The sequence below is a fragment of the Bradyrhizobium sp. genome (assembly GCF_035935975.1).
Classification (GTDB): Bacteria; Pseudomonadota; Alphaproteobacteria; order Rhizobiales; family Xanthobacteraceae; genus Bradyrhizobium.
Genome location: NZ_DASYWN010000006.1, coordinates 118,344 through 140,663, shown reverse-complemented (window position 1 = coordinate 140,663; position 22,320 = coordinate 118,344). Strand labels below are relative to the sequence as shown.

Sequence of the window (22,320 nt, the reverse complement as noted above, 5' to 3'; positions counted from 1 at the left end):
GGATGATCTCCAAGGGAGTCGAGCCGAATAGTCTCGCGCACCATAGGGCGCAGGCGCACAGCGACTACAACAACTACGCGCAGAAGGACGAGCTGCGCGCTGCTCTAGTCGGCGAGCAGAAGGGCCTTTGCTCCTATTGCACCGGACGCATTCGTGCGGTGTCAAACGCGATGAAGATCGAGCACTGGCAATGCCAGGCGACATATCCTCAACAGCAACTTGTTTATGGAAATCTGCTCGGCGCATGTCTGGGCGGCGAAGGAAGTTCTCCGACCGAACAACACTGCGATACCAGGAAGGCTAACCGCGATCTCAAGTGGAATCCGGCGAATATAGCCCATGCCATCGAAAGCAGACTGCGTTATCTTGCCGATGGAACGGTTAAAAGCACCGATGATGAGTTCAATACGCAAATAAATGACGTTCTGGGTTTAAATCTGAGTTACTTAAAGAATAGCCGAAAGGCGGTTTTGGATACCGTGTTGAGTTGGTGGCGTTCGACACCGAATGCGCGCCAACGAGTTCAGCAACAAATTGATCACCGCACGAACGCGGCGGAGCACCAGCCATTCAGTCCGGTTGCGGTCTGGTTCCTTCGGCGGAAACTGGGAGGCGCAGCGACATGAACCACGCCCGGCATTCGGAAGGCGCTTTCGAGACCGTCATTGAAGCGACAATGCTGGCCAATGGCGCCGTGCCGGAGCCTGCGGCGGGGTTCAACCGCGAGCGAGCGGTCTTTCCGGAGACCGTGCTTGATTTCATCCGCGCCACCCAGCCCAAGGAATGGAAGGCGCTGGAAGCGCTGCATGGGGAAAAAACCGGCACGCAGATCCTGACCGACCTCACCAAATGGATGGATCGGGAAGGCTCGCTCGCCACCCTGCGCCATGGCTTCAAGTGCTTTGGCAAAACCCTGCGTGTGGCCTTTTTCAAGGCGGCGCATGGGCTCAACCCTGAGCTTGAGGCGCGCTACGCGGCCAACCGCGTCGGCATCACGCGGCAGCTGCATTTCTCCAAGGCGTCGGAGAAGTCGCTGGACGCGGCGATCAGCATCAACGGGATCCCGGTCGCCTCGGTCGAACTGAAGAACCCGATGACCGGGCAGACGGTCGAGCATGCCTTGCGGCAGTACCGTAACGATCGCGATCCGCGCGAGCCGATCTTCGAGTTCAAGCGGCGCATGCTGGTCCACTTCGCGGCCGACACCGACACAGTGTTCATGACAACGCGGCTGGCCGGACAAGCCACCCACTTCCTGCCCTTCAACAAGGGCAACAACGGCGGCGCGGGTAATGCGCCCGACCCGAAAGGGCGCAGCTATCGCACGGCCTATCTCTGGGAAGAGGTGTTGCAGCGGGACAGCCTGCTCGATCTGCTCGCGCGCTTCATCCACCTGCAGATCGAGGAAAAGCGCGACGATCAGGGCCGGAAGGTCAAAAAGGAGACGATGATCTTTCCGCGCTATCACCAGCTCGAAGCGGTGCGCTCGCTGGTGGACCAGGCGCAGCGGGAGGGTGTGGGTAACAACTATCTGATCGAGCATTCGGCCGGCAGCGGCAAGAGCAACACCATCGGCTGGCTGACGCACCGGCTGGCGTCGCTCCATGACGACAAAAACGTGCGCGTGTTCGATAGCGTAATTGTGATCACCGATCGCGTGGTGCTGGACAAGCAGTTACAGGACACCATCTACCAGTTCGAACACAAGCACGGTGTGGTGCAGAAGATCGACGAAAGTTCGCGTCAGCTTGCCGAAGCGCTCGAAAGCGCCGTGCCGATCATCATCACTACCTTGCAGAAATTCCCCTTCGTCTCGCGCCAGCTCGCCAAAATGGCCGAAGAGCGGGGCGAGGCCGGTGGTGGCGTCCTGAAGGCGCTGCGCTGCGCCGTGATCATAGACGAGGCGCACAGCTCGCAGGGCGGCGAAACGGCGACGGACCTCAAGGAAGTTCTCGGCGGTCAGGGGCTTCGCGAGGAAGCCGCGAAATACATGGCCGAGAACGACAACGAGGATGTCGAAGAACTCTATCGCTCAATGGCGAAGCGCGGGCGGCAGGCGAATTTGAGTTTCTTCGCCTTTACCGCAACGCCGAAGCACAAGACCCTCAAAGTATTCGGGCGTGAGGATAAGCCGGCGCATCGCTACACGATGCGGCAGGCGATCGAGGAAGGTTTCATCCTCGACGTGCTGAAGCACTACACGACCTACGCCACCTATTTCCAGCTTCTCAAAGCGAGCGAGGGCGATCCGAATGTCGAGCGGAAGAAGGCGGCACGCGCGCTGGCGCGGTTCCTCAAGCTGCATCCACACAACATCGCCCAGAAAACCGAGGTGATGATCGAGCATTTCCACGCCGTGACCCAGCATAAGATTGGCGGGCGGGCCAAGGCCATGGTGATTACGGGATCGCGGCTCGAAGCGGTTCGCTACAAGCAGAGCTTCGATCGCTACATCGAGGAGAAGGGCTATGCCATCAAGTCGCTGGTGGCCTTCTCCGGCGCTGTCACGGACGACAAGCTGAAGGATGTCACCTACACCGAGGAGGGCATGAATCTCGGCGTGCGTGAAAAAGAACTGCCGGAGGTCTTCGCCGCCCAGGAGTATCAAGTGCTACTCGTCGCCGAGAAGTACCAGACAGGCTTCGATCAGCCCTTATTGCACACGATGTATGTCGACCGGCGGCTTGCGGGCATTCAGGCGGTGCAGACGCTATCCCGCCTGAACCGTATACATCCGCTGAAGGAGGACACCTTCGTCCTCGATTTCGTCAACGAACGAAACGAAATCCGCGAGGCGTTCAAGACCTATTTCGAGGGCGCGGAGGTCGGCGAGGACGTCGACCCGGCCCGAATGTATGAGATCAAGAGCGAACTTGACGCCGATGGCATTTATGTCGTCGCGGACGTAGAACGCTTCAGCGCCGTGTATTTTAAGCCGCGCCAACGCCAGAGCCCGAACGATCATCAGTTGATGAATGCGGCGCTTGATCCTTGTGTGGCCCGGTTCAAAGAACTTCACCAGGAAAAGACCGACGAGGCCGAGCTATGGCACGGCAAGGTGATGGCCTTTTGCAGCTTGTATGGCTTCCTCAGCCAGATCATTCCCTATCAGGACACGGATCTCGAACGTCTGTACGTTTTCCTTAGACACCTCGCGACTAAGCTGCCGAAGCGCGGCGCCGGGTCTTCTTATCAGTTCGATGACGAAGTGCGCCTCGAATACTACCGCTTGCAGAAGATCAGTGAAGGTTCCATTAGCCTGCGCGACGGCCAGGCCAACCGGCTTGACGGCCCGTCTGAGGTCGGATCCGGCGTGCTCCACGAGGAAAACGTTCCGCTTTCGCGGCTGATCGATGTCGTCAATGACCGGTTCGGCACCGACTTCAATCAGGCGGATCAACTGTTCTTCGATCAGATCGTGGAGGCGGCGATCTCCGATGCTGCGTTGAAACAGGCCGCGGCCGTCAATCCCGGCGACAAGTTCGAGCTGGTCTTCAAGAACCTGCTTGAGGCTCTCTTTGTCGAACGCATGGACCAGAACGAAGAGATTTTCGTGCGGTTCATGAATGATAGATCTTTCCAGAAGGTTGTGACGGAGTGGCTATCGTCAGAGGCCTACAAGAAGCTTCGTTCGCCTTTTCAGAGTGTACCTGATAGGGGCGACGCGGAGGCCCCAGATTTGGCAGCATCATCCATAACACCGGCTTCGCTGGATTAAAGGACCTCCGCGCTGCCCTGTGGTTCAGCTTCTCTGTATCCCGCGGATGCATCAGAGGCGGGATAAAAGATGTTCCATAATGTTCGATGTGCGAATCCGCGCCCCCAAAACCTTCCATTTTGAAAGGGGTTTTAGCGGCTTCCGGCATTCCGAGTGGAGCGACTGAACAGAGCTTGCTGCTGGTCCCACTCGGCTGGGATGGATTTCAACAGCTGCGCCAGTTCGAGCCCGTCTGGCTGCAGCCCGTTCAGGATGGCTTCGGTGATGGTCGGCGAGAGCAGGGTGAGCCGAAGCACTCGGCAGAGATAGGACTCGTTGATCTTCTCGGCCTTGGCGAGGTCTCGCACCGAGCTAAACAGGTTCGTTTCCAGCATAGCGCGCCAGCGATGGGCCCGCACCACGGCCTTGACCAATGTGTTGTCGACCTGCGGCTTCGGGGGTGACCAAGCCTCGGCAGTTGCGGGGGTGACGACGCGTTTACGACCGCCCTGCCGGCGGAATGAGATCGGGATACTCACGACCATTGTTCGTCCGTCGCGCCCGAGCTTCGGTCGACCAATGGGACCGAGGGTGAGGGTGGTCGGCCTATTCATTCGGCGGCCTGCTGGAAGGGCTGTGGTTGCAACTCCGAAGAGAGCGAGGTCAGGCCTTGGATCTTCAAAGTGATGTCCATTCGCTCCGCGTGCATGTCGATGCGTTCGACGAGTAGCTGAACGATGCGGGCCTGTTCGGCCGGAAACAATTCGTCCCAGAGTTCGTCAAAGCCGAGCAGCGCATTGCGCACTTCAGCTTCGCTGACCTCAGCGGCCTGCTTGCGTAGAGCGCGCCAGGTTTGAACGATGATTTCAGGAGCCTGCAGGAGCCGACGGACCTGCTCGATGATGATGCGCTCTAGCTCAGCCGCGGGCACCAGCTTGACCGGGCAATCCGATCTGCCCTGCTTCATGGCGGTCTGGCTGATGTAGTAGCGATAGAGGCGGCCCGACTTCCGGGTGTGCGTTGGCGACATGGCCGCGCCGTCCGGACCAAATAACAAACCTTTCAACAAGGCTGGTGTCTGAGCCCGGCTGTTGTTCGCCCGCTTGCGGGGGCTTTCCTTCAGAATGCCGTGCGCCTGATCCCAGAGCTTGCGGTCGATGATCGCCTCATGCTCCCCAGGGTAAGCGGTGCCTTTGTGAACTGCCTCTCCGAGATAGACCCGATTACGAAGAATCCGATACAGCAGCGTCTTATCTACGAGGTGACCATACCGGGTGCGTTCGTTGGCGGCGATAAGCTCTCGAGCCAGCAGGGTTGCAGACTTGAGCTGCACGAAGCGTTGGAAAATCGCCCGCACCCGGTCCGCATCGGCCGGGTAAACTAGCAATTTGCGATTGCGTACTTCATAGCCGAGAGGCGTCCAGCCGCCCATCCATTTGCCACGCTTGCGCGAGGCCGCGACTTTGTCACGGATCCGCTCGCCGATCAGCTCGCGCTCGAATTGGGCGAATGTCACCAGGATGTTCAGAGCCATGCGGCCCATGGCATCCTTGGTGTTGAAAGATTGGGTGACGGAGACGAATGTCACGCCGTGCCGTTCAAACAATTCGACAAGGTTGAGGAAGTCGAGCATTGACCGTGAAAGTCGGTCGATCTTGTAGACGACGATCACATCGAGCTTGCCGGCTTGGACTGCGGCGATGAGCCGTTTCAGGGCCGGTCGTTCCAACGTGCCGCCCGAGAAGCCGCCATCATCGTAGCGATCAGAAACGGCGATCCAACCCTCCGCTCGCTGGCTCACGATGTAAGCCTCAGAAGACTCTCGCTGGGCATCTAGCGAGTTGAAGTCCATGTCGAGGCCTTCTTCGCTCGACTTGCGGGTATACACTGCACACCGAACTTTACGGATTGCGGGGCGGCCGGGATCTGCCCGCTCAAAAGAGCTGGCAAATGGACTGGCTCGCCGTTTTTGCGATGCTCGGGAGGTCATTTGCCGAGCGAGTTTTTGAGGCCGAAGAAGACCCACCCATTCCATTTGGTGCCCGTGATCTGGCGGGCGACCGAGGACAGGGATTTGTAGGGACGGCCGAGGTATTCGAAGTCGTCGTGGCGAACGGTGACGCAGTGCTCCACGCCCTCCCATTCGCGAATCAGTTTCGTCCCGGCGAGTGGGCGCAGAAGCGGTCGGACCTTGCGGTCCGCGGGCTTCTGGTCGGCGTACTGCTTGGCCATGGCTTTGAGCCGTTCGGTGGTTTCCCGGCTCAGGCCGCCATAGGCCAGCTCCTGTATGCGGTAGGCAAGCCGGCTCTCTAAGAAACGGCGGTTGTAGGCGGGCGGCTCAGTGTCGAAAAGTTCGCGCCAACGGGCCTTCAGAACGGGGGCGGAGGCGCCCTTCAGGGCCGCCAATTGCGACAAAACGCTCTCTTTCACGGTCTAACTTCCTGGGCTTTGCAGGTGACATCACCCCCAGACGGCTCGCCACAGTCGAGCAGAGATTTTGCTTCACCGCACAATTTTCGACTGGACTTCCGCTCCAAAAGACGCAGGAGGCCTGCGGCCAAGAGGGCGGCAAGTTCGGGTAGTGTGTCATCGTGTTCAGTGGTCATACGCCGTTACTCGGCGGAGACGTCTCGCTGGTCCAACGGTTTCATATGAAACGGTAAGAGCTCGAACCCTGTCGCACTCAGGCGTAGTCAAGGCGCTAGGGTTCTGTGGATCAAAGCGGCTGAAGCGCTTCCGATAGGCCCGAGTTTTCGGAAAACTGCGCCTGTGATTCGGGTGGCGGTGGATGGTTGACTTTGGTTCCGACGGCAATGGGTGGACCGTTAGCGAGGCCCTTGTCCGGGTGCCGAACGCTGCGATGCATCTTCGCTATGGAGATCTAGTGGCTTGGGGTCGTGTAGGCGATACTGACGCCGACGCCTCCTACATTGATGCCTCTCGTTGGCTCGATGGCAGCTTACGGACTAGAAAGAAGGGTCAGATTGAGGGAATGCTCTCGGATGGGCGGCCAGTTTTCGATCTCCGAATTTTCCCGGTGCTCGAGGCTCCGAACCTGGCTAGCTACCTTGGGCATCTGCCCCTAAAGGATGCGTTCAACAGATTTGTGATCGGTGATCCCGAAGTCCAGCTTACTGCGGAGCTTGCGATAGTCGACTGGCCTGAGCTTCGCTCGCTTTACCGAGATGTCGATCGATCTACGTACTGGCTATGGCCGCTGGATCCAGATGAAGTCACAGACATTGGTGAGTTCGACCCAATTCAGCCATATATCACAGGCCGCGTGCACACACCTGCAACTGATCGAGCTCAAGCGCTACTACGAAAGCGCTATAAGGCTATGATCAATGCGCTACAGACAGGGCTCCTACTTGCCGTCGGAGATCCTGTCCGGTCGAGCGACAAGCAGGAGATTCTTACCACAATTTGGGGCGGCCCAGGATACTACTTCGATCGGCGAACCGGAGACCTGCTGCAAGACCGAGATTGGGGAGACCAACCGTTCGAGACCACGCCAATGTCTGACGGTCGCGAAAATTACCAGTTGCGCTGGCGGGCTGTTTTGCTTCGGTCCCCGCCAGTTCACAACTCAAGCCAAACTGGAAAGCCGTCCAAGTCGACTCAGCAAAAGAACAAATTCGAAGAAAGATATGAAGGGTGCCTCGACTTTCTTTGTCGGCTTATGAGGGCCACCCCACACCTTCGGCCAAAAAGGAAACAGCTGATCTTTCGCGACGCGAAAGTGGCTTGCGGCGAAAATCTGGGTTGGGACATCTTTTGTGCGGCCTGGGAAGCGGCGAAGCGGGCCGTACCAGACGCAGCTGACGCCTGGAGCCGTGCGGGCGCACCCAAGAAATCGTACCGTAAATAATGGTACCAGATCCTATCTAGTTCGCTCAGTATTCTGATCGGGACGAGTCGACCACGTTCGACTGCATCGTAGTGGATGCAGGACAAACGCAAATGAAGTTGATTCCGACCGCAGATCCAGATGCGCTGTTGACGGAGGATATAGCAGCCGAAATTCTGAGTATTTCGATCCGCACGCTGCAATCATGGCGTCCCCGACAAGCCGGACCACCCTTCGTGCAGGTCGGCCGCGCTGTTCGGTACCGCCGGCGCGATCTCATCGCCTGGATCGACGCAAACACGTGTTGTCGCCTCTCGGAGTGTCGTCCGTGAAGAAGGGGCGATCTGACAAGAGGCATGATTGTTACGCTGAAGAGCCGCTCAATTATTCCGTTTATTTCGGTCGCGAGCGGCTCGGGCGATTCATCCGCTCTGGAGAGCAGGAGTTCCTGGCTTTCGACCGTGACGATCGAACTCTCGGAACATTCCGCAAGCAGAAGCAAGCTGTTCATGCCATCTATGCCGCAGCGGATGAGCGCCGATGAGTTGGCAAGCGACAGCCTGGGCCGTGCGCCAGAAGGTTGAACCACCGGCACGAAAGCTTTTGCTCCTTGTGATCGCGACCTATGCCGATAAGCATGGGATCTGTTGGCCGTCTCAGGGGACGTTAGCCGAAGACACGGGTATGTCGCTCGATACAGTTCAGCGTCATACAAAGAGGCTTAAAGACGGAGGATTTCTATCTATCACGCGCCCACCTAAACGTCGCGGCCAATGGCAAACGTTCGTTTATCAACTGGGCATGCGTCCCCGCGAGGCTAGATCCCAAGACGCGCTACGCCGGCACGGCTCGTTTCGCTCACCTCAGACCAACCCGAATTGCGGCTTGGCCAGACCGCATCAAGAACGCCGACCAGGCCGCACAGCTATGCGGCCTAAACCTTCAATAGAACCTTCAACAGAACCTTCAGGCACGTCGATGTGGACCGATGCCGAGGCGAGACTGCGGGCTTTTCAGGCTAACCAAGAACCAACGGAGGTCACTCAGAACCGCATGGCTCGCAGACTGGGACCGGAGGGTTGGCTGTTGTTGGGTGAGCTCAGCAATGCGGAGCGAGAACGGCTAACAGCGTTGGAGGGTCGTCACCAGCTTGATGATGAGACGCTGAGACAGGCGGTGCTACGCGCGCGCTTTGCGCGATGAGTTGGGAGGCTCTGATGGGGGGTAGTCAAAAGTCTGGAAGCAGATCTTCCGGACCGGTCTCCCTGGTTCACCCGCAAAATTGGGGAATTAAATACAAAAAGCCATCCGGATCCGCGCAAGTTCGGGCGTCTGCGGAGCGTATCGTGCGCGGCAGTCGCATTCACCACCGTACCGGTCCGCCTTCTTCTGACCCTCGCCACCAGCTAGGGTCAAGAACGACCAGTTCTGGTTGGCGCTCCCACGAGCCGAGCCAAAACGTTGGCAAAAGACGAATAGTTGAGCACTTCAGCACCTGGATTTGGCAATTGTAATGTAATTGGCCCTAGCTGGCAGCTAGGGTTAGTCGCTCGGATAGATTGGTGGGGGGTAGGTTGATTCCTCTGGACATCCCAGCCCGAGGACCGGCCCCACTCCCATTCGCGGATCTTTTTCCCGGTCGCGCGTGTTTTGAGAGCGCGGTTCGACGGCTGTAAGAACCCGGACAATGTGCGTCGGCAAAAAAAAGGCTTGATCCGGCAGGCGCTTATCATTCACTTAACTCGACAACTCGCCGCCGATCGACAGCGGCGCGGCTAAATCTAGCTATTTAATTCCCGAGCTGACTTCGTGCATTTGGCCTTTGTCAGCGTCGAATAAGATCGTGGCATGCCGGTTTAGTCTGACTGTGAAATTGAATGCCGCCGTAGGGCTCACAATCTCCTGGAAAGGTTCGTCGCGCTCATGATCTGCATGCGAGGCTCAACGTAGAAGGATTGCAGTCTGAGGAAACGCGACCTCTGTAGCTTGGTTTGGTGCTCCATTTAAACAGCAGGTTTATCTTTAGCTGGCTGCTAGGGCTAAACCGGAAGATAGGGAGTGCAACCGAAGGGCTTTCCATTATCGGGTAATTCATTGCCGGAGAACGAGAAAAATTCCGCCCGACCGCGTTGATCGTCTCCGACGTGCCGAGCGATCGGTGCCCTCGCCAACTAAACAAATGGAAAATTGCGCTCAACGCGAGCCCGTGCCTAATTCGACGGGAATCGAAACGCTCGTTCGTAGAGGCGCGAGCGTCTGGTCGATGAATATGCGAGCCGATGTTCCCTTGGAGTTTCAGCCGTGCGGGAAAACTCTCCCTACGAAGATCTTCCTGAACCAGTTCGTGTGTCGTTTGCAAATTGCAGTTTGCTTTCGCTACGCAAAACCGCTGCGCTCTTGAACATGGACCGGAAAACGTTACGTCGCATGCTGGACCGGGGCGATATTACTGCACGACAGAAAGGTTATGGTTTAAAGAAGCCACGCATTGTCTTCACCATCGCCGATGTTGCCGGTTATTTGCGCACCACTTTCAAGTCGCGCGATAGTGAACTTTTAGTCCGATTGAGGAACATGCCGTACTCGGCCCCGCGCAAGGGTACTATGAATGTGAGCTGGGTGCGACCTAGGCGGAAGAAGATCAAACTCGAGCCGAAAAAGTCGGATGGAGATCTCAAGGAAGCTTGATCACGCCGGGCCGTTGGTCGACTTCTTCCATAACATCTCATTTGCGAATCGTTCTGGGTATGTTGTACCGCCTCCCCAGCTCGTGGCGAGCCATAGTCGTCGCGGTCAGCCGTCTTCTCGCCAGAAGGCTGGCATCAGTAGCCAGATCGGACATGCAGTCGCAATCATTGCCCTCAAAGCTCTCCTGGGACGCGCCAGCAGTCTACCTGAAATAGGTGTCTCGTCAGATTCCCCGCCTCACTCAGCGGCACTAACAAGAGATGCTGTTGCGCCTTTAGCGAAGTTGCAATCGGGACAAGCGACCTGGCCATTCGCTACGATGGTTTTGCCGCCCTTAGAGTGAGGCACCTTGTGGTCTGCATGCCAATGATCCCAAGCGACCTTGATGCCATCGCAGCGTAACTTAAGCTGACAAACGCCGCCGTCTCGACGGAAAATCGCTAGGCGTTGCTCGTGAGAAAAGCCCCTCTGTAAATCCTTCGGCTCAATATCCGGAACGGCAGCAAAAAACCGTTTCTCGAAGAAATCCAATCGAGCGGCAATGCTCTCTTGGCTATCGGTCGATTGGCTGATCAGCCGTCGGTATTCGACTAGTTGTATGTCCTTCCCTTCATCACTTTTGGCTTCGTCCTCCTTCCGCTCGGCTTCAAGGTCGATAAACCAGTCCTTGAGTCGGACTTCTAGGCCATCGCATACATATCCGTCGATTAGAATGGACACGAGACAATACAGTGTAATCACGTTGTAGCGCTCGAGCTCCGGCGTCTTTTCGGGAAACGCGCGGAGCAGAAAATCAAACACGCGGCGGACTTTCTTAGCGATCTTGCCATCAGTGGCAAATTGCCGGTGCTCTTCGTAGAGTTGATTCAGGTCGCTGTCACGTACGCTGGTCGGCCCCCCTTCGATCTCTAAGAGAACGGTCTGGGCTGCAAGGTGGTCAAAAGCAAAGCGCGAGTTTGAGAATCTGCAATTCTGGAAAAAGGCGTGCTGCGCAATGTCTTTGACGAAATCGCGCATGGCTCCCGTCATTGCGTTTCGCTTCTCTTGCGCCTTCAGAATGGTCCCGTTTTGGAGGCGGAGGAACATGTCACGTACTTCATCTTCTTGTTCTGTTTGCGTCGCATCTTCTACGACGACGACATCGACCGGATAAGCATCGAAAATTGTTCGGATATCGAGGGGAAGATCGTCATATTTCATCCCGGCGACCTTATACCCGTTAATGTCATCCATATCCCTCGCCAATCCGAACTGGCCTTTTCTAAACTCCCAAATTGTTCGAAGTCTTTGTTGCCCGTCGACAACCTCGTATTCAATGCCGTCAGGCCGCTTAACAGCACGCCAATACATTTTTGGGATGTCGTACTCTCGTAGGATGGTGTCCAGCAGCAACTGTTTCTGCTTGCGGGACCATGCTGGAGGGCGTTGATAGTCCGGTGTCGGATCGATGCGTTTTTCGTAGCTGCAAATGGTCGCAAGCGGAAGCGGACGCTTATTCATTTTCATCAGAGATCCCCGGAGGTAAAATCGATAGCAGCCGAGATTAGAAGAGAATGCTGCTGAAAGCCCGAACGCCTAGAACGCAACTTTCTTGTACTTATTATCGGCCGCCTCGCCTACCATCATCGTGACGATTCGTTCTTCAAGGTCCACCCAAAAGCGCCCGTTGCGGTCGCCGCGGCCGGAAGTAAGAGCGGCTAGTATCTCGGATTCTACTTTCTTCCCAAATTGGCCGGCCAGACGCTTCTGGTATCCCTTCCCGGCCCACAGTTCGCCTTCCGCATTTTGATTGCACGGAAGCCCCCACGCTGATTTTACTTCGCGACTTATAAAAACAGTCATGTCAATCTCCTGAAGGTCAACTACTTGTAGCATTCGGAATTTTTACAATATGGTTGTAGCACGGGACGACAGCAACTTTAGTCTTAGCGAGCCAGAGCAGCTGCAGCTCCTGCAATTGGAGCAGCTAAGTTCTTGGTCGTCCCGACAGCCCAAGCCAGAGGATGAGGTTAGCTCCGATCGTAAGTCGCAAAAAGTCGAAGAGCTGCCCACTGATTGGGCGTTGCTGCGCGACATCAAGCTTTACGACTGGCAAGAAGCTGCAGTGCAGCAATGGTTTGCCGCGGGCAAGCGGGGCATCATCAAGGTTGTTACCGGTGCGGGGAAGACGCTACTCGCGCTAGCTATCGCTGAACGCCTTCAGAGAACTGATCGCGATCTTCGCGTTGCAATCGTAGTTCCCACAGTCGTCCTGCTTGAGCAATGGCGACAAGAAATTTTAGCTAGATCGAACCTGCCTCGCTCCGCGATCGGTGTATTGGGTGCAGGCGAAAATGACGAATTCGATGATGAGCGGCGCATTCTTATCTGCGTTCTCAATTCGGCTTCGCGAAAGCTCCCCTTTGAAGTCCGTCGTTTGTCGCTCGGTGAGCGGCTGCTCTTGGTAGTGGATGAGTGCCATCGTGCAGGCGCAGCCGAAATGCGGAAGCTCTTTGATGCTCCGCGTGCGTATACGGTGGGGCTGTCCGCTACGCCAGAACGGGAGGATGACACGGATGATGAGAATGATTCTGATGATACGATGGGACGCAATCCAGATCAGACTGTCCTGGAACGAGAGATAGGTCCTGTCATCTACGAGATGACTTACGCAGAAGCGATAAATGGGGGCATTCTTGCGCCCTTTATCATCGAGCACTATGCGCTTTCATTGAGTGGGCCCGAGCAAACCAAGTATTCCGCGCTTTCTCAGGAGATCACAGATCTAAGAAGGGAGCTTGAGACCGGCTCGAGGCGTGGCCTCGCTCTTATTCGCTGGTGCCGCTCTGCGGGTGGCTCAAAGAATCCAAGCGCGAGGCGTCTTATAGCGCTAATTAGCGACAGGAAGCAGTTGCTTTACCGAGCTCAAGAGCGGTTTCGAGCCGTCGATCGCCTGATATCTGAGGCCACTGCCGTCGATCAAAATAGCAGGATCATTATCTTTCACGAAAGCATTGCGGAGGTTATGACGCTATTTGCTCAGCTACGGCTGCGCGGTTATGCCGTTGTTGCTGAGCACAGCGAGTTTCCGGATCGTCTCAGAGCGGAAGCAATCTCACTGTTTCGGGAGGGGACGGCTCAGATAATAGTATCAGCAAAATCTTTGATCGAAGGCTTCAACGTGCCGACGGCCGACATGGGCATAGTCGTGGCTGCGTCTTCGTCAGTGCGTCAGCGGATACAGACCCTTGGACGTCTTTTGCGTCGCGGTGCGGGTGAAACGAAGAGAGCAAGGCTGGTCGTCTTGTTTGCTGCAAACACTGTCGATGAACTAATCTATGAGAAGGCTGATTGGCATGCCTTCGTTGGTGCCGAGCGGAATGAGTACTTCCGATGGAAGGACGTTTTGAATGAGCGACCGGAGAAGCAATTGTCGCCTCCGAGAGCTTACATCCCATCTGATTCGGAGATTAGCGATTATCAATTATCGCGAGGTAGCGAATATCCGGGGAGAGTTGAGGGCAGGATCTATTCGGTAGATACTACCGGGACGATCTTTGATGCGGATAAGAAGCTGATCAAACCCGATCAGCTTCTCGAGAGCTACTTATTGGAGCTTCCGTCCGGAGGACGCTTTATTGTGACTCCCAATCGGTTTTACGTTCTTAGGCTCGCTGCGCAGTCTGCCCCAATCTATTTGGGGCGTCTAAACGCCTTTCCCTCCGCCGAGACATCATCAAATGCTGCGACGCTCGACAATCTTCTTCCTGGGGAAGCTTATCCATCCAAGTTGGCTCACGGGAAAACATTTTCTGTTCTGCAAAGGGACAGAAGGCTCATTGCTATAAAGCAAAGGGGGCAAATTCGATTTGTTAGACCAGCGGAGCTAGAGCCGGACCCAGAAAAGCGAGAGCGATTAGAAGGGATTCAAAGAGTCCTGTCAGAGGTTTATCGGAGCGGAAAACAAATTAGCAAGATCTTCGTGAACGAATTGGGCCACGTCGGATATCTTTATCAAGGCCAAGCCTATTTCGTTGGCTTCGCGCCTGAAGGCGATGCGGGCTTCGTCTTTGACGAAATGTAGACTAGATCGGCTTCGCCGATCCTTACTCAATTGGTCTCTCCAGGAGCGCTGAGGGAATCCAAGTCTTTCGCTCAACCGTATGCTTGGAGGGACTCGACCGCAACAGAGGCGGCCGCTGGCCGAGTATTTCCATAACGTTTGTTTTGCGAGTCAAAGACGCAGTCATGCTGACGTCGGGTTGTGTTCAAACGGAGGAGACGCCGAACTCCTTGAGGTGGAACAAAAGCCATCCATGCCAGATTTGCCCTTAGTCGAGCATCTTTGCGAGGCGTTCGGCATATCCAGCCGATCAGCTAGCCGCAGCCGCCTGCTTGCGAACGCTACGCAGGACTTTGTGGTAAAGGCTCCATTGGCAACTATTGGCAGACTGGTTACACTAAAGAATAGAAGTTCGCTGGCGCGCCCATGCTGAAGAGATTGTTGCCGAGTTACTGCTCAAGGTTGCGTATATTTCTAAGTTATTCGTCGGAACAGCATGCGCTCGCTGAGCGAGTCTGCCAGGCGCTAGTGAATCGTGGTCACGAAGTCTTCTTCGACAGGCACAGTCTAGAAGCTGCGAGCGATTATAATGACCGCATCAGAGCCAAGATCCGATCTTCAGATCGCTTTCTGTTTCTGGCAAGTCGTGCGGCCATCCAGCCGGGAAAGTATACCCTAACTGAGATAGACCTTGCCAGACAGGCGTGGCCGTCTCCGGTAGGACGGGTGATATCAGTTATCGTTGACCCAGACCTGGCGCCTGAAATGTTGCCTGCGTATCTTTCCAGCGTGGCTCCAGCAGTTGTGTCGGGCAGCGCGCCGGCCGAAATCGTTGCAATGTTCGAACGCGCTGGCAAGATCAAATTGGCTTGTTGGTCTTGTTTGGCAATTTCAGCAGGGCTTTTGATAGGGCTAGCAGCTCTTCTCCGCGGCATTGCGAATCCAACTCCCTTTTCTGATTCCGACGTGTCGATCGTTCGGCCTGACTACGTCCATTTTCGGCCACGAGAGCGCCCGCCGTCGGATTTTGGGAAGGCCGGCTCGGATGCATTCTGGATTTCATCTCCCGTAACGATAACTCTCCCAATCGCTTATAGTAGTCGAAACACGAGATCGCCATCAGTTCAGATTATAGAAGAGGATTTGGATTTAGAGATCGGCGATAGAAAGGAAAATTATAGGTGGGCTTACATTGTGGAAATCGGCGGTGCTTCCCTGTCTGATGGCAGGTGCTCGGATTGGTTATGCCAGCGTAGCAGCGTTAAGTCGCAAAATCTGAGGCCGGGAGAGATAGCGGAGACACGTGAGACGATGTACTTGCCTGTGTCCAACACGCCGGTGAAGTGGAAAGAACTGATCGATGCCGTGCTGATCGACGCGGCCCGCATGAAGGTAACAATGCGCGCTAAGCTGGTTGTCGCTGACGGAGGGACCTCTGAGCTCAGGCGCGAGCTAGCGTGCGAGTTGGACACTGCCGGTGCGCGTGCGCTCATGTTACAACTTGGCTATAAGCCGAATCAGAATCCACGTCCGCCTACCTGGCAACCTCGCTGCCGAGATGTGAGGTAAAAGCGGATATGCGATCGCTCCTATTCGTAGGTCTAATCGTGATTGTCACGATCGGTGGTTCAGCAAGGGGCCAAGACTCGTCGATATCGTCGACTAGCCGAACTGAAGAGCCTCAAGATGCTACTCAGTCTTCGACAGGTTCGCCGGGCGCGGCTATGAAACGGCGTATTCGCGGGCAGGCCTGCGAGGTACTTGGTCCATGCGGAAAGTGTGACTGTCGAGAACCTGAGGGCTTCACGGTTCGATCGACCGGAACGGAAACAGCGCCTAGGAAGTAATTCCCCATCGCGTTAGACCGCGAGAAGCAGCTTGTAGTTGCGTCCAAGCTTCTTTCTTGCCATCATAGCAGAATTGCTGTTTTCAGATTTTCATCCCGAGGCTGAGGCTAGTCATGCGTCTAGTCGTCATTTTACTTGGAGCGCTTCGAAGTGTTGTTATCGCAGTCGGAATCGTGCTTGCGAGTTTCGGAATAGTTCATGCGGAGACCGCGACCGATGTCGCGGCTTGCCGTGACGTTGCCGCTTATCCGATAGCCGGCAAAGGTATATCATTCGAAGAGATCAGCGCCGCAAGTGCTATAGCTGTATGCCGCAAAGCTCTCGGCGATCACTCCAATAACCCGTCACTCCAAGCATATCTGGCTCGTGCTCTGCAAAAGAGTGGCGCTGAAGTCGATCTGAAGGAAGCTGTGGATCTCGCGCGGCGTTCGAGCGCATCTGGTGATTCAGAAGGATTGATGCGTCTTGGCAATCTCTTCATTCAAGGGCAGGGCGTCGACAAGGACGAAAATGAGGGCAACAAGCTTTACGCCCAAGCTGCCGATAGAGGTTTTCCGCCAGCTCAATACGCAGTTGGGCAGTCGTTAACTCGCAATCAAAAAGAGTTTAGCCAGGGCGTTGTTCTGGTCTCTAAGGCGGCGGACGCGGGCTTCGGACCGGCGCTGGCCTTGATGGCAAAATTCCACATCGATAAGAGGCTGCCAAATAGCGATCCCGAGGCGGCTCGAAAGTATCTCGATCGAGGGGCTGGATATGGCGACCCAGATTCAATTCTGATTTATGCTTCCATGTTGGCAAGTGGTCGGCTGGGGGGGCGCGATCTTCCCAAGGCACGTGAGCTTTATCGTAGCTTAGCGGCTCGCCCCGTATCTCAATCAAAGCCGGCCGCCAGCGCCCTCAAGGAAATTGACAACAAAGACGCTCAACTCACCGTACTAAGTTTAGCTGCGCAAACGCAAAACTCCGGTGCGATGACCGAGCTTGCGAAATTTTACTTCGAATCGGGAGAGACGCATAAGGACCCATTGCTAGGCTTGAAGCTCCTGGAGCAAGCGGCTGCGATCGAGCGGCAAGCTAATCGGCCACCAACTCCCGCGCTTGTGCAACTAGCTGCAGTTTATGCGACGGGGAAAGCTAAAGTGGTGGACGTGTCCAAAGCTCATGCTGCTGATCTATTGCAGATTGCCGCAAAGATTGGAGATGGGCAGGCGGCCATCAAGCTTGGCGAAGCTTACGCGAAGGGAGATGGAATCGTTGAGTCTGAGACAGGGGCGGTTTCAATGTTCCGTCAGGCGGGCCAAAGCAGTGATCCTGCCGCCGTTCTCGCGGCTGCTGAGAAATTTCTCGAGGGTCAAGATGTCAAGCGTAACACCGAGATCGCGGTGCAATTCTTCGAACGTGCGGCGGGCATGGGGCAGATAAAAGCCATGACGGAGCTCGCGGATGAGTTCGTAGCCGGCGGCAGACTTCCGACGAACGTCGGTCGTGGAATATCGTTGTATGAGCAGGCAGCAAATGCGGGCGATGTCGAAAGTTACGTTAGCATAGCCACAATACTGGATTCTGGACGCGCGGATCAGCCCAAGAATGAAACCCTTGCCACTGAATATTATCGTCGGGCTGCCAGTAAGGGCCTGAAAGAGGCCATGCTGGAGCTTGCCAAGCGTGAGGAAAAAGGGAAGGGCGGACCTAAGCAAGTAACTGATGCGGCCGACTGGCTACTAAAGTATTTTGAGAAGAGTGGAAATAATAATGGATTGGCAGCGCTAGATATTGTCTTCAATCCGAGAGATCTTTTCAAGAAGAACCCCGACCAAACATTTTCGGACGTCGTCATCGAACTCGGGCGACGAGGATATGAGAACGCTCATCTTCTGGGAGCGTGGCATCTCGCCATGGACGCGTCGGATGACGAAGGAGTGCGGCAGGCCTACGCCTATCTGAAGGCCGCGCGCACATCGGGACTTGCAGACACATCGTACGGACTGGCGCGGCTGATCGATGTGTATGGAGCAAGAGCGCGGGCCGCGGATGAAAGTTTCGTAACCAACTATCTCGAAGCAATAGCGTCAACGAAGGACGACGGCATCCGGTGGTGGGCTCAATACTATCTGTACGCGGCCCTGCTCGAGGGACGGATTAACGGCGCTGAACGCTCGTCGGTGCTGAAAGCTTTCTCGGCGAATTCCTTTCCGCTTGAAGCAGGTCTTTGGCAAGCTGAAGTCAATTATGGTCCATGGTCCGTTTTTCTGGAAAACGATGGTAAGCTAGATAAGCTCTTTACACTCGAGTATCGAAAGTTTCGGTCGATTCTCGAAGCTGGCGCGGAAATATGGCGAAATCTTCCCGCGGCGCATCGGTCACTGTGGCAGTCAATCGCGGATAACGGGAATCCATACGTCGCAGCTGTCCTCGCCAAAGTGTCCGAGACTGTGGATATTGGCGATACAACTTCGCTTTACGCGAAGGTAGTTGCAGGCGGATCTGACGGCGCCCAAGCGGTGGACGAATGGCGGTCGGTATCCAAAGAAAGAACTCGCGTATCTGCAGTAGAGGTTCTCCCTGGTGGTGGCGGGTTGGCACGCGCGTGCCATTTGACGGGTGGTGATGCCAAAGTTCCCGCTGTTGAAGTGCGGGTTGCGACAAAGGGCGCTATTCCAGCTGGAACGCCAATTAGTGTGAGCTGGCGAACTACTCGGCCTCCCGCTGCGGGTTGTCATTCGCCGCTCTATCTCGTTGTTTCGTTTCCCGCTCGCGTAAGATTCGAGGGAAATGGATTTGCAGCACTGACACCAGAGGCACGCGCGCCATTTGGCATATCGCATTGGAAGGATCGGACACGCGTCATCGTGCCGCTCCATCAGAGTGCGGCCCTCCTTAATGGCAGCTTGATTGTTCGCGCTTACGACATCGGTGCCATGGATATTAGGTGGGCGTTGATCGAAGTTCCAAAATTTCGACCGGAATCGAAAAATGCTGCCGACTTCTCGGGTGACAAAGCTGTCGTTTTGACGAACGAGTCTTGGAGAGCTGTGCAAGAGGTTCGAGCTCGAGAGCCAGTACTCTTCGTGCAAGACCGCTTCAGTGTCGATGCTCCTACCCGTGTCACCTATTCCAGGACGGGAGAGTACATCTTACGCGACTTCTCAGGGTACTATCGCGTCATTGATGCTCATACGGGCGCCCTTATCGTAGAACGTCCCGGCCAGGAGCCCAATTTCTCTCCTACCGGGCGATTTATTGCTGCGTTTGGAGGTTCGCGAACCGAGGCGGACACTGCATCTGTTGAGATTGTAGATCTATACACCGGAGAAATTGTCTCTTCGATCCGGCGCTCCTTCGGAGAAGAGGGTTATGAAGCTCGCGACTATCGTTTCGGCGCAATTGCTTGGGCCTTAAACGATTCCGCCGTGATACTTGGATACAACGTGTATGGAAACATACAGGTGCGACCGACTTTGATCGCCAGAGAACCAAGCGAGATTTCGAGCGACGCGTGTCATGCATGCGGTGCGCCGCAACAAAATGTCGCCCTCGATCCTGATAATTTGGCTGTCCTGACGACTAGATCCGGACCAGCGGGATCGTGGGCCACCGCCATGCTGGACCACCGCGAATCGCTCACTAGGGAGAGCGAGGCTCCCGATGGAGGGTTCACCCCTTGGGACCTTTGGACAAGTGCTAGCTTGGTTATGGTGAAGCCGAAGGAAGCGCAGAAGGCCGACAAACCTCTCACTGGTCTGGCTGCTCAATATAACACCGCTTACGAGCAGTTCTTTGACGCCGAGGCTGTGATACCCTCTTACCCAATGGACGGCCGTGATGGCAATCATTGGCTTACCGCAAATGAAAAGCCTTTCAGTCACAGCTACTATCCTGATCAGGGCGTTCATATCGAGAGGCACTCCCCGAAGCCGGTCAAGCTCGATGATGCCCTTGCATCGACGCTTGCTTCAAGCGGGGAGCTGCGCGCTGTTCGAGCCACGAGAGCTTATGATGACGGACGCCCGGATACCGCACCCTTAAGTCTCCCGGAGCGATTTCGCCGCCGGCTCGAGCCGTTTAGAGTATACTTGCAGCCCGGCTCGGTTGGCGAAGTCATGCACGCCCCCAGCGAGACCCGCGATTATAGTGGCGACTATGTATCCGCAGCCGACCGTTTTGGTAGAGCGGTGCAGATCCGCGTGGAAAGCGAGATAAATGGCTCGTCGACGCTCTTTGATACGCGCAAGATTGGATCAGGCTTCCTTACGGGATGTATGGAGAGCGTAGGACATCTGTATCCCGGCAATGTGCATTCACTGTGGTCTTGGAAAGTTTCGCGGGCAAAGCTTGTTGCTCTACAGAACCAATGTACCAATGGGAGTGCGCAGGATGCTTACGGGCATCTAATTATATTGCGCCAGACGCCTGGCGCGAAGAGTGGATCATGGATTTGGCTTACGGAGCAGCTGTGGAGAGGCAAGAAACTGTCCTATTATCTCTCTACGTATGATCCGTCGCCGTTGCGTTTGACTCTGTCGCACGATCGATACGTCCTAATCGCCTCAAATGGTCGTAATCCGTCTCTCGTCGTGTATGATCTAGTCGCATCAAAGGTGGCGTCTGTAATAGAGAACTCTCGAAGCGGATATTTGACGGACAAAGTGTTTCTCACTACCGACGCTAAGCGTATCGTGCAGCTTAATTCTGACGGGCAATTCCATATTTACGATCTGGCGAGCCAAGCTCACATCCTGGCCGGTTACTTTGTCGATGACGAAATCGTTCTTTACGATGAGCATTGGCGCTATGATGCCACTCCGGAAGCCGCGCAGCACCTGTTTCTCAGATTTCCAGGGCTGGCCGGCTTTCATTCCTTTCAACAGTTCGCCAAGTCGCTGCATCGACCGGACATAATAGCCGCCTTACTAAGAGGCGAGGTGGCTCCTTACAAAGATCTGCCCATTAAACTCCCTCCTTCTCTGGCGCTTGGCGGTAGGGTCAAGGCAAGATCCGACCAGAGTATCGATCTTGAGCTGATGGTGGAATCTCACTCGCAAAACAATGTGACCGGGGTCCGCATTTATAGCGATGGGCGGCAAGTTTTGGAGCGCGCGTTCACGAGTCAAGTCGTGCGGCAATCAATTGCCGTGACCGTCAAGCCGGAAACGCGTTGGATCTCGGCTGTCGCTATCGACAGGTCGGGCACGGAGAGCGCGGTTCAAACGATCCCAATACCGACCGACAGGTCCGCTCCAGCGCACCCGCAAGGACGTTTGTTTGTCCTAGCGGTAGGAACCGACACCTACACAGATCCTCGTTTTGCTGCGCTTGATTATGCCAAGGCAGACGCTCAGAGATTCATTAGAGCAGCTGAGGCCGCTCGGGGCATCTACTACTCACGTGTCGAGTCCCAGGGAATTCTGGACCAAGCCGACCTCCGCCATGTGCTTCCGCAGGCTCTGCATCGACTGGTGGCCGCCGCCAACGAGCACGACACAATCATGCTCTTTGCTGCTGGCCATGGCTTGTTGGATCGAGCCGGAAAATTCTACCTCGCCACGCGAGAAACATCTCTAGGCCGCCTGGCAGACACCGCGGCATCATGGGACGACATCGTGCGCGAGATCGATGGTTCTAAGGCGCGGGTTCTCGTTTTCATAGATGCGTGTCATTCGGGCTCAATTGAGGGGGCGGCGACCAACGACGATGCCGTTCGTCATCTGATAGCCGGTCGTGCTGCCCTCACAGTCTTGGCGGCCTCAAAAGGACGCCAATTCAGTAATGAGGGGCAAGAATGGGATGGCGGCGGAGGCGCCTTCACTGTACGACTTATGCAGGCCGTTCTGAATCGTGATAAGACGGATACTAATGCGAATGGGACGATAGAGCAGTCTGAGTTGTATGCGGCGTTAAAATCGGCAATAGTTGCAGAAACGCATGGCGACCAAACCCCCTGGATTGCGCGCACGCAGATGGTTGGAGAAATTCCGCTTTTCTAGCTATCGAAATGATACCTCTGCCTACAGAGGTGTCGCCGCATAACGGCTCCGATGTCAGTCGCTTTAATCGTTTGGCAGCCAATTCCCGCGGCTCCCGCGGGAGCTCTTCCTGATCAGGCGAGCGAGCCGGAATGCCTGCCCGAGCGCTGTGCAGCGGTCTGGAGGGGTAGGTGCTTCGTTCGGCGTGTTCGGCCGATAGCCGTTCGAGGGCC

14 protein-coding genes are annotated in these 22,320 nt (G+C 55.7%); 9 read left to right on the top strand and 5 right to left on the bottom strand.

The window, feature by feature from the left end:
* Positions 1-2 precede the first annotated feature (2 nt).
* Both VGR99_RS01510 and VGR99_RS01505 read left to right on the top strand, forming a co-directional pair.
* Positions 3-626 carry a retron system putative HNH endonuclease gene (locus VGR99_RS01510; protein WP_326896529.1) on the top strand — a complete coding sequence of 208 codons (624 nt, stop codon included), beginning with the start codon at positions 3-5 and terminating at the stop codon, positions 624-626.
* Positions 623-3,718: a type I restriction endonuclease subunit R gene (locus VGR99_RS01505; RefSeq protein WP_326896528.1), complete on the top strand. Its 3,096-nt coding sequence runs from the start codon at positions 623-625 to the stop codon at positions 3,716-3,718. Before VGR99_RS01510 ends, VGR99_RS01505 begins: the two co-directional genes overlap by 4 nt.
* Before the next feature lie 131 nt (positions 3,719-3,849).
* Here VGR99_RS01505 and VGR99_RS01500 read toward each other — a convergent pair whose 3' ends face one another.
* The 3 genes from VGR99_RS01500 to VGR99_RS01490 all read right to left on the bottom strand — a co-directional run bounded on the left by VGR99_RS01500 (position 3,850) and on the right by VGR99_RS01490 (position 6,127).
* Positions 3,850-4,242, bottom strand: coding sequence for a hypothetical protein (locus tag VGR99_RS01500; protein WP_326896527.1), 393 nt, complete (start codon positions 4,240-4,242; stop codon positions 3,850-3,852).
* 65 nt (positions 4,243-4,307) lie between these two features.
* The gene (locus VGR99_RS01495; protein WP_326896526.1) at positions 4,308-5,687 is read right to left on the bottom strand and encodes a recombinase family protein; all 1,380 of its coding nucleotides are present in this window, start codon (positions 5,685-5,687) and stop codon (positions 4,308-4,310) included.
* Positions 5,684-6,127 carry a DUF2924 domain-containing protein gene (locus tag VGR99_RS01490; protein ID WP_326896525.1) on the bottom strand — a complete coding sequence of 148 codons (444 nt, stop codon included), beginning with the start codon at positions 6,125-6,127 and terminating at the stop codon, positions 5,684-5,686. The genes VGR99_RS01495 and VGR99_RS01490 overlap by 4 nt, the downstream gene beginning before the upstream one ends.
* A 1,533-nt stretch (positions 6,128-7,660) precedes the next feature.
* On the opposite strand from VGR99_RS01490, the gene VGR99_RS01485 reads away from it, so the two are divergent.
* The 4 genes from VGR99_RS01485 to VGR99_RS01475 all read left to right on the top strand — a co-directional run bounded on the left by VGR99_RS01485 (position 7,661) and on the right by VGR99_RS01475 (position 10,235).
* Complete coding sequence (locus VGR99_RS01485; RefSeq protein ID WP_326896524.1) at positions 7,661-7,879, top strand: helix-turn-helix domain-containing protein; 219 nt, start codon at positions 7,661-7,663, stop codon at positions 7,877-7,879.
* Positions 7,880-7,903: 24 nt separating this feature from the next.
* Positions 7,904-8,131 carry a hypothetical protein gene (locus VGR99_RS01480; RefSeq protein WP_326896523.1) on the top strand — a complete coding sequence of 76 codons (228 nt, stop codon included), beginning with the start codon at positions 7,904-7,906 and terminating at the stop codon, positions 8,129-8,131.
* Positions 8,088-8,750: a helix-turn-helix domain-containing protein gene (locus tag VGR99_RS40075; RefSeq protein ID WP_414645079.1), complete on the top strand. Its 663-nt coding sequence runs from the start codon at positions 8,088-8,090 to the stop codon at positions 8,748-8,750. Before VGR99_RS01480 ends, VGR99_RS40075 begins: the two co-directional genes overlap by 44 nt.
* 1,098 nt (positions 8,751-9,848) lie before the next feature.
* Entirely contained in the window at positions 9,849-10,235 is a 387-nt protein-coding gene (locus VGR99_RS01475) for a hypothetical protein (RefSeq protein ID WP_326896522.1), read from the top strand.
* A 237-nt stretch (positions 10,236-10,472) separates the two neighbouring features.
* Here the strand turns inward: VGR99_RS01475 and VGR99_RS01470 are convergent, their stop codons facing one another.
* On the bottom strand, positions 10,473-11,741 hold the full coding sequence (locus VGR99_RS01470; protein ID WP_326896521.1) for an HNH endonuclease family protein: 1,269 nt from the start codon (positions 11,739-11,741) through the stop codon (positions 10,473-10,475).
* A gap of 69 nt (positions 11,742-11,810) precedes the next feature.
* Positions 11,811-12,077: a hypothetical protein gene (locus VGR99_RS01465; RefSeq protein WP_326896520.1), complete on the bottom strand. Its 267-nt coding sequence runs from the start codon at positions 12,075-12,077 to the stop codon at positions 11,811-11,813.
* Between the two features lie 49 nt (positions 12,078-12,126).
* Here VGR99_RS01465 and VGR99_RS01460 point away from each other — a divergent pair, with 49 nt between their 5' ends.
* From VGR99_RS01460 to VGR99_RS01455, 3 genes are all read left to right on the top strand, one after another.
* Positions 12,127-14,298: a DEAD/DEAH box helicase gene (locus VGR99_RS01460; RefSeq protein ID WP_326896519.1), complete on the top strand. Its 2,172-nt coding sequence runs from the start codon at positions 12,127-12,129 to the stop codon at positions 14,296-14,298.
* 405 nt (positions 14,299-14,703) lie between these two features.
* Complete coding sequence (locus VGR99_RS40070; protein WP_414645078.1) at positions 14,704-15,846, top strand: toll/interleukin-1 receptor domain-containing protein; 1,143 nt, start codon at positions 14,704-14,706, stop codon at positions 15,844-15,846.
* Positions 15,847-16,237: 391 nt separating this feature from the next.
* Entirely contained in the window at positions 16,238-22,108 is a 5,871-nt protein-coding gene (locus VGR99_RS01455) for a caspase family protein (protein ID WP_326896518.1), read from the top strand.
* Positions 22,109-22,320: the final 212 nt, after the last annotated feature.